Genomic DNA, 7,233 nt, shown 5'->3' with positions numbered 1-7,233 from the left:
TCGGCTTCTTCCCCGGCTCGACCATCGGCAATTTCACGCCGGCCGAGGCGCTGCAGTTCCTGCGGATCGCAGCCCGGGTGCTGCGCGGCGGCGTGAAATTGCCGATGGTCGAGCCGGGGAAGAAGCCGACCCGCTGGCCCGCGCCTTCGGCCGGTGCCGGCAGCAGCAGGCGCTGGGTGTAGTCGGCCGCCACCGGCTGGACCGGCAGGCCGGGATAGTCGTGCCGCAGCGTCTGCGCCGCTGCGTTCAGGTGCTCGCCCGAGATGTCGATCGGCAGGTAGCCGCCGGGGCTGTCGAACGCGTCGAGCAGCACCCGCACCTTGTGCAGCGAGCCGGCACCGAATTCGACGATCTCGGCCTTCGGGCCGGCCAGCTCGGCGATCTCCGGCGCATGACGCTTCAGCAGCGCGCATTCGGTGCGGGTGGGGTAGTACTCCGGCAGCTCACAGATCTGGTCGAACAGCGCGGAGCCGGCCGCGTCGTAGAAGTACTTGGGCGAGATGCGGCGCGGTGTGCCGGCGAACGCGGCCAGCATGTCGCGCGCGAAATCGCTGCGAGGCGCCGCGACGGGAGCGGCCGGCAGGCCGACGACGCTGCGGGCGAGGGAAGAAGCCGGTGCGAGGTGGGGAGGGGTCATGGCGTTGCGTCCTTGGCCAGCCGGAGGCCGGTGAATTGCCAGCGGGCTGCCGGCGGGAAGAAGTTGCGGGAGGTGGGCCGCGTGTGGCCTTCGGGCGTGGCCACGCTGCCGCCGCGAAGCACCAGTTGCCCGACCATGAACTTGCCGTTGTATTCGGCCGCCACGCCGGGCAGCGGCCGGAAGCCCGGGTAGGGGTCGTAGGACGAGCGGGTCCACTGCCATCCCGCGCCCTGCATCTGGCGGACGCCGGGCGCGTCGAAGGCGGCTTCCCATTCGTGTTCGGTCGGCAGGCGGGCGCCCGCCCATTCGGCATACGCCGCCGCTTCGTAGAAGCTCAGCTGGCTCGCCGGTGCAGCCGGGTCCAAGGGCCGCACACCCTGCAGTCCGAACACCTGCCAGCCGCGGCCGGCGCGGTTGCGGGGATCGTCCGGCGCGAGCCAGTAGGCAGGAGCCTGCCATCCGCCCGCGCGCACCGCCGCCCAGCCGTCGGACAGCCAGAACTCCGGCCGGCGGTAGCCGCCGTCCTCGATGAACTGCAGGAAGTCGCCGCAGGACACCAGCCGGTCGGCGATCGCATACGGCTGCAGCAGCACCGGGTGCGCGGGCGTCTCGTTGTCGAAGGCGAAGTCGTGCGGTCCATCGGCGCCCGACAGTGCCCTGCCGATCGACACGATGCCGCCGGGCCGGTCGATCCAGCCCATCGGCGTTTCGGGCTCCGCCAGCCGCAGTCCGGCAGACGCGGGCTTCCATGTCGGCAGCAACGGATGGCAGGACAGCAGGTGCAGGGCGTCGGTGACCAGCAGCTCCTGGTGCTGCTGTTCATGGTGCAGGCCGAGCAGCACCAGCGGTTGGACATCGGCCCAGAGCACGTCGTCGCTGTCGACGATCAGGCGTTCGACCGCTGCATCGACGTGCCGGCGGTAGGCGTGAACCGCATCGAGGCCGGGGCGCGTCAGCAGGCCCCGCTGCGGCCGCGGGTGCCGGGGGCCGAGCGCCTCGTAATAGGAGTTGAAAAGGTAGTGGAAGTCCGGGTCGTACAGCGGCACCATGCCGCCGGCGCGGGCCAGCACCACCGCCTCGAAGAACCAGGTCGTGTGGGCCAGGTGCCACTTGGCAGGACTGGCGTCGGGCATCGACTGCACGCACTGGTCCTCGGCCGACAGGCCGTCGGTCAGTGCGAGCGTTGTGGCGCGCACGGTGCGGAACTGCTGCAGCCAGCGGTCCCGTTCAGGGGGCGCCTCATGCGCCGCGAGCGGATGCTTGTTCATGGAAGTTCTAAGCCGCAGAACGCAAAAAAGGGCGGCAGGATCGTTTTCCTGCCGCCCGTCAGGAGGATCAGTGGACCGATCCTCCTGCGTACCGCATTACTTGCCGTACTTGGTCTTCATTTCGGCGACGCAGGCGTCCTTGGCGTTGCCCGACATCGCGTCGCAGCGCTCCTTGGCCGCCTTGTATTCAGCGTCGCGCTTGTCGTCCATCGCGTCCTTGCGGGCTTCGGCGACCTTGGCGGCCGATGCATCGCCGGTGCGGGCTTCGGCGGCGGTCTTGGCAACCTTGGCGTCCGCCTTGGCGGCGGTGCGGGCAGCCTTGGCGTCCTTCACGCAGACGTCCTTGGCGTTGCCGGTCTGGTCGTCGCACTTTTCCTTGGCGACGTCGTAGGCAGCGTCGGCCTTGGCATCGCGCACCTTCTTGTCGTGCGAAGCGCTCGGCTTGTACTGGGCTTCCAGTTCGGCCTTGGCGACCTTTTCCTTGCCCTTGGCTTCGGCTTGGCAGACGTCCTTCGCGTTGTCCTTCATCGCATCGCAGGCAGCCTTGTCGGACTTGTAGGTCGCTTCGATCTGCGACTTGGCAGCCTTGTGTTCTTCGCGGGTCATGGCCGACGCCGAGAAGCTGGCGGAGAACATGGAGGCGACGGCGATGGCGAGCAGAGCTTTTTTCATGATGATTCCCTCTAGGTATGGTTGTGGGAGGTGAGCGCTGGAGAACTAGGACTTCTCGAAGAAGAACGAAGGGTTGCGGCCGTGCCATTCGGTGACTTGGCGATCCGCTTCGTCGCGGTCGATGCCGTGGCGTTCCTGGATGCGGCCGAGCAGCTGGTCGCGCTTGCCTTCGATGACGTCGAGGTCATCGTCGGTGAGCTTTCCCCATTGCTCCTTGACCTTGCCCTTGAACTGTTTCCAGTTACCTTCGAGGCGGTCGTTGTTCATAACGCTCTCCTTGCAGTTGCGTGGTTTTTTATCCGGTTCCGCCGTGTATGGCCGAACCGTGGAGGCGACTATCGTGCGGGCCCAATCGGAAGCCGATAGGAGCGGCGCTCCTGGCCTTGTAGGCGCATGGCTACTCCCGCGCGCGCTGCCGTCCGCTGTCGCTCGAAGCAGCGATACAGCCCTAGGGCTTTGTCCCAATATCGCCACGCTCGGGCGGTCCGTAGCATGCGTCGCAACACCACGGCACCGCAGCTTCGCAAGGAATTCATCGCACGCATGGACGACGTCATCCTCCAAACACGAGAGCTCACCAAGCAGTTCCGCGGCTTCACCGCAGTGAGCCAGGTGAATCTGTCGGTCCGGCGCGGTTCGATCCATGCCCTCATCGGTCCGAACGGGGCCGGCAAGACCACTTGCTTCAACCTGCTCACCAAGTTCCTGGAGCCGACGGCCGGCACCATCGTCTACAACGGCGAGGACATCACCCGCATGCGCCCGGCGCAGATCGCGCGGCGCGGCATCATCCGTTCGTTCCAGATCTCGGCGGTGTTCCCGCACCTGACGCTGCTCGAAAACGTGCGTCTCGGGCTGCAGCGCCGCGAAGGCACCTCGTTCCATTTCTGGCGCAGCGAGAAAAGCCTGGCGCGGCTCGACGGGCGCGCGCTCGAACTGCTCGACGAGGTCGGCCTGCGCGACCTGGCGCACGAGGAAACGGTGAACCTGCCCTACGGCCGCAAGCGCGCGCTCGAGATCGCGACGACGCTCGCGATGGAGCCCGAGCTGATGCTGCTCGACGAGCCCACCCAGGGCATGGGCCACGAGGACGTGGATCGGGTGACCCAGCTGATCCGCAAGGTGGCCGTCGGCCGCACGGTGCTGATGGTCGAACACAACATGAAGGTGGTCTCCACCATCGCCGACACGATCACCGTGCTGCAACGCGGCGCGGTGCTCGCCGAAGGCCCGTACGCGGAGGTGTCGCGCAACCCGCAGGTGATGGAGGCCTACATGGGCACCACCGACGGCGAACTGCAAGGAGCCCACGCATGATGCTCGCTGCCCAGGACCCGGTCCCCGCACTCGAGATCCACGACCTGCAGGCGTGGTACGGCGAATCTCACGTGCTGCACGGCGTCGACATGCTGGTGCGGCCCGGCGAAGTGGTGACGCTGCTCGGCCGCAACGGCGCCGGCCGCACCACAACGCTGCGCGCCATTCTCGGCCTGACCGGCCGCCGTACCGGCTCGATCAAGGTGCATGGCACCGAGGCCATCGGCCTGCCGACGCACCGCATCGCTCACTGCGGCATCGGCTACTGCCCGGAGGAGCGCGGCATCTTCGCGTCGCTCACCTGCGAGGAGAACCTGCTGCTGCCGCCGCGTCTCCGCGGCGCGGACGAGGGCATGCCGATCGAAGAGATCTACGCGATGTTCCCCAACCTCGCGGAGCGCCGCCACAGCCCCGGCACGCGCCTGTCCGGCGGCGAGCAGCAGATGCTGGCGGTCGCGCGCATCCTGCGCACCGGCGCCAGGCTGCTGCTGCTCGACGAGATTTCCGAAGGCCTGGCGCCGGTGATCGTGCAGGCGCTGGCCCGGATGATCGTTACGCTGCGGGCCAAGGGCTACACCATCGTGATGGTCGAGCAGAACTTCCGCTTCGCCGCCCCGCTGGCCGACCGCTTCTACGTGATGGAGCACGGCCGCATCGCGCTGCAGTTCGTCTCCGCGCAGCTCGAGGAGCGCATGCCCGCGCTCAACGAACTGCTGAACGTCTGAGCCCCTTTTTCCCTTTCCCATCGTCAGCACCCACCGGAGACATCGAAACCATGCGCCACCGCCTCACCGCCCTGTCCGTCCTGCTCGCCGGAGCCGGCCTGCTGTCCACCGCCGCCCATGCGCAGGAGAATGTCAAGATCGGTTTCATCACCGACATGTCGAGCCTGTACGCCGACGTCGAGGGCAAGAACGGCGCGGTCGCCATCCAGATGGCGATCGACGACTTCGGCGGCAAGGTGCTCGGCCAGCCGATCGAGCTGATGAGCGCCGACCACCAGAACAAGGCCGACATCGCCGCATCCAAGGCCCGCGAGTGGATCGACACCGCCGGCGCGACGATGATCTTCGGCGGCACCAACTCGGGCACCGCGCTCGCCACCGCCAAGGTCGCGCAGGAAAAGAAGCGGGTCTACATCAACAACGGTGCCGGCACCTCGGCGCTGACCAACGAACAGTGCAGCCCGTACACGGTGCACTACGCCTACGACACGGTGGCGCTCGCCAAGGGCACCGGCTCCGCAGTGGTGGACAAGGGCGGCAAGACCTGGTTCTTCCTGACCGCCGACTACGCCTTCGGCCATGCGCTGGAAGCCGACACCTCCGCTGTGGTGAAGGCCAAGGGCGGCCAAGTGCTCGGCGCCGTGCGCCATCCGCTGAACGGCTCCGACTTCTCGTCCTTCCTGCTGCAGGCGCAGAACTCGAAGGCACAGATCCTCGGCCTGGCGAACGCCGGCGGCGACACGATCAACTCGATCAAGGCGGCACGCGAGTTCGGCATCAACAAGACGATGAAGACTGCCGGCCTGCTGGTGTTCCTGTCGGACATCCACAGCCTAGGTCTGAAGAACACCGAAGGCCTGCTGCACACCACCAGCTGGTACTGGGACCTGAACGACGACACCCGCAAGTTCGCCAACCGCTTCTTCGAGAAGACCAAGCGCATGCCGACCGACGTGCAGGCCGCCGACTATTCCGCGACGATGAACTACCTGAAGGCCGTCGATGCCGCCAAGACCACCGACGCCGACAAGGTGATGGCCGCCTTCAAGGCGATGAAGATCGACGACTTCTACGGCAAGGGCCAGATCCGCGCCGACGGCAGCTTCATCCACGACATGTACTTGGTCGAGGTGAAGTCGCCGGCCGAATCCAAGAAGCCCTGGGACTACCTCAAGGTCGTCTCCAAGCTGCCGGGCGACCAGGTCTTCACGACCAAGGCCGAGACCAAGTGCGCCTTGTGGAAGTGATGCTCCGAAGGCACGCTGCGCGCTCCGGCCACCCCCGGTAGGGGGCGGTGGCCGCGGACCGGCCCTGCCGGCTCCGCGGCGCTCCTGACCCCCACACCGACTCTCACGGTCTTTTCCTTATGCAAATCTTCGGTGTCCCGTTGCCGGCGATGCTCAGCCAGCTGCTGCTCGGGCTGGTCAACGGTTCCTTCTACGCGATCCTCAGCCTCGGGCTGGCGGTGATCTTCGGCCTGCTCAACGTCATCAATTTCGCGCACGGTGCGCTGTTCATGCTGGGCGCGATGCTCACCTGGATGGCGTTCACCTATTTCGGCGTCAGCTACTGGGTGATGCTGCTCGCGGCGCCGCTGATCGTCGGGTTGATCGGCATCGTCATCGAGCGCACGCTGCTGCGCTGGATCTACGAGCTTGACCACCTCTACGGCCTGCTGCTGACGCTGGGCCTGACGCTGCTGATCGAGGGTGCGTTCCGCTCGGCCTATGGGGTCTCGGGCCTCGGCTACGACACGCCCGAACTGCTGGAAGGCGCCACCGACATCGGCTTCATGATGCTGCCCAACTACCGGGCCTGGGTGGTAGTGGCGTCGCTCACCGTCTGCTTCGCGACCTGGTACCTGATCGAGAAGACCCGGCTCGGCGCCTACCTGCGTGCCGGGACCGAGAACCCGCGGCTGGTCGAGGCCTTCGGTATCAACGTGCCGCTGATGGTGACGCTGACCTACGGCTTCGGCGTCGCGCTGGCCGCATTCGCGGGCGTGCTGGCCGCGCCGGTGATCCAGGTGACGCCGCTGATGGGCCAGAACCTGATCATCGTGGTGTTCGCCGTCGTGGTGATCGGCGGCATGGGATCGATCATGGGCTCGATCCTGACCGGTCTCGGTCTCGGCATCATCGAGGGCCTGACCAAGGTGTTCTACCCCGAAGCATCGTCCACTGTTGTGTTCGTCATCATGGTCGTGGTGCTGCTGTTCCGCCCCGCCGGTCTGTTCGGGAAGGAGCACTGAGATGGATACCAAGAAGATTTGCTACGGCCTACTGCTGCTGGCGCTGGTGCTCGCGCCGTTCCTCGGCGCCTATCCGGTGTTCGTGATGAAGCTGATGTGCTTCGCGCTGTTCGCCTCGGCCTTCAACCTGCTGCTCGGCTTCACCGGCCTGCTGTCCTTCGGCCATGCGGCCTTCCTGGGCGGCTCGGCCTACGTGGCCGGTCATGCAATGAAGGTCTGGGGCCTGACGCCCGAGGTCGGCCTGCTGCTGGGTACGCTGACCGGCGCGCTGCTGGGCTGGCTGTTCGGCGTGCTGGCGATCCGGCGCCAGGGCATCTACTTCGCGATGATCACGCTGGCGCTGGCGCAGATGGTGTTCTTCGT

7 protein-coding genes and 3 pseudogenes are annotated in these 7,233 nt (G+C 66.7%); 6 read left to right on the top strand and 4 right to left on the bottom strand.

Features of this window, described 5'->3' with window-relative positions; translation table 11 throughout:
• Positions 1-92 (top strand): annotated as a pseudogene (locus tag QZ500_RS19545) (L-histidine N(alpha)-methyltransferase); the annotation flags it as partial.
• On the opposite strand, the pseudogene QZ500_RS06485 reads toward QZ500_RS19545, so the two are convergent.
• The 4 genes and pseudogenes from QZ500_RS06485 to QZ500_RS06470 all read right to left on the bottom strand — a co-directional run.
• Positions 89-535: pseudogene (locus QZ500_RS06485) on the bottom strand (L-histidine N(alpha)-methyltransferase); the annotation flags it as partial. The pseudogenes QZ500_RS19545 and QZ500_RS06485 sit on opposite strands and share 4 nt — an antisense overlap.
• Before the next feature lie 98 nt (positions 536-633).
• A complete protein-coding gene (egtB, locus tag QZ500_RS06480) occupies positions 634-1,905 on the bottom strand; it encodes an ergothioneine biosynthesis protein EgtB (protein ID WP_295852470.1) in 1,272 nt (423 codons plus the stop codon).
• A gap of 96 nt (positions 1,906-2,001) precedes the next feature.
• Complete coding sequence (locus QZ500_RS06475) at positions 2,002-2,577, bottom strand: hypothetical protein (protein ID WP_295852468.1); 576 nt, start codon at positions 2,575-2,577, stop codon at positions 2,002-2,004.
• 45 nt (positions 2,578-2,622) lie between these two features.
• Positions 2,623-2,844: a CsbD family protein gene (locus QZ500_RS06470; protein WP_295852467.1), complete on the bottom strand. Its 222-nt coding sequence runs from the start codon at positions 2,842-2,844 to the stop codon at positions 2,623-2,625.
• A gap of 276 nt (positions 2,845-3,120) precedes the next feature.
• Here QZ500_RS06470 and QZ500_RS06465 point away from each other — a divergent pair, with 276 nt between their 5' ends.
• The 5 genes and pseudogenes from QZ500_RS06465 to QZ500_RS06445 all read left to right on the top strand — a co-directional run.
• Positions 3,121-3,894 carry an ABC transporter ATP-binding protein gene (locus tag QZ500_RS06465; RefSeq protein WP_295852474.1) on the top strand — a complete coding sequence of 258 codons (774 nt, stop codon included), beginning with the start codon at positions 3,121-3,123 and terminating at the stop codon, positions 3,892-3,894.
• Positions 3,894-4,619, top strand: a complete 726-nt coding sequence (locus tag QZ500_RS06460; RefSeq protein ID WP_295852472.1) for an ABC transporter ATP-binding protein — start codon at positions 3,894-3,896, stop codon at positions 4,617-4,619. The genes QZ500_RS06465 and QZ500_RS06460 overlap by 1 nt, the downstream gene beginning before the upstream one ends.
• A gap of 50 nt (positions 4,620-4,669) precedes the next feature.
• Positions 4,670-5,866, top strand: coding sequence for an ABC transporter substrate-binding protein (locus QZ500_RS06455; protein WP_295852463.1), 1,197 nt, complete (start codon positions 4,670-4,672; stop codon positions 5,864-5,866).
• A 119-nt stretch (positions 5,867-5,985) separates the two neighbouring features.
• Positions 5,986-6,870, top strand: coding sequence for a branched-chain amino acid ABC transporter permease (locus QZ500_RS06450; protein ID WP_295852460.1), 885 nt, complete (start codon positions 5,986-5,988; stop codon positions 6,868-6,870).
• Between the two features lies 1 nt (position 6,871).
• Positions 6,872-7,233: pseudogene (locus QZ500_RS06445) on the top strand (branched-chain amino acid ABC transporter permease); the annotation flags it as partial.

Origin of the sequence: uncultured Xylophilus sp. (genome assembly GCA_913776965.1) — a bacterium.
GTDB lineage: Bacteria > Pseudomonadota > Gammaproteobacteria > Burkholderiales > Burkholderiaceae_C > Xylophilus.
This window is presented reverse-complemented; position numbering and strand designations above follow the sequence as displayed.

Excerpts from the sequence above, each read along its gene's own strand:
- egtB (WP_295852470.1), bottom strand. The coding sequence starts at position 1,905 with ATGAACAAGCATCCGCTCGCGGCGCATGAGGCGCCCCCTGAACGGGAC.
- QZ500_RS06475 (WP_295852468.1), bottom strand. The coding sequence starts at position 2,577 with ATGAAAAAAGCTCTGCTCGCCATCGCCGTCGCCTCCATGTTCTCCGCC.
- QZ500_RS06470 (WP_295852467.1), bottom strand. The coding sequence starts at position 2,844 with ATGAACAACGACCGCCTCGAAGGTAACTGGAAACAGTTCAAGGGCAAG.
- QZ500_RS06465 (WP_295852474.1), top strand. The coding sequence starts at position 3,121 with ATGGACGACGTCATCCTCCAAACACGAGAGCTCACCAAGCAGTTCCGC.
- QZ500_RS06460 (WP_295852472.1), top strand. The coding sequence starts at position 3,894 with ATGCTCGCTGCCCAGGACCCGGTCCCCGCACTCGAGATCCACGACCTG.
- QZ500_RS06455 (WP_295852463.1), top strand. The coding sequence starts at position 4,670 with ATGCGCCACCGCCTCACCGCCCTGTCCGTCCTGCTCGCCGGAGCCGGC.
- QZ500_RS06450 (WP_295852460.1), top strand. The coding sequence starts at position 5,986 with ATGCAAATCTTCGGTGTCCCGTTGCCGGCGATGCTCAGCCAGCTGCTG.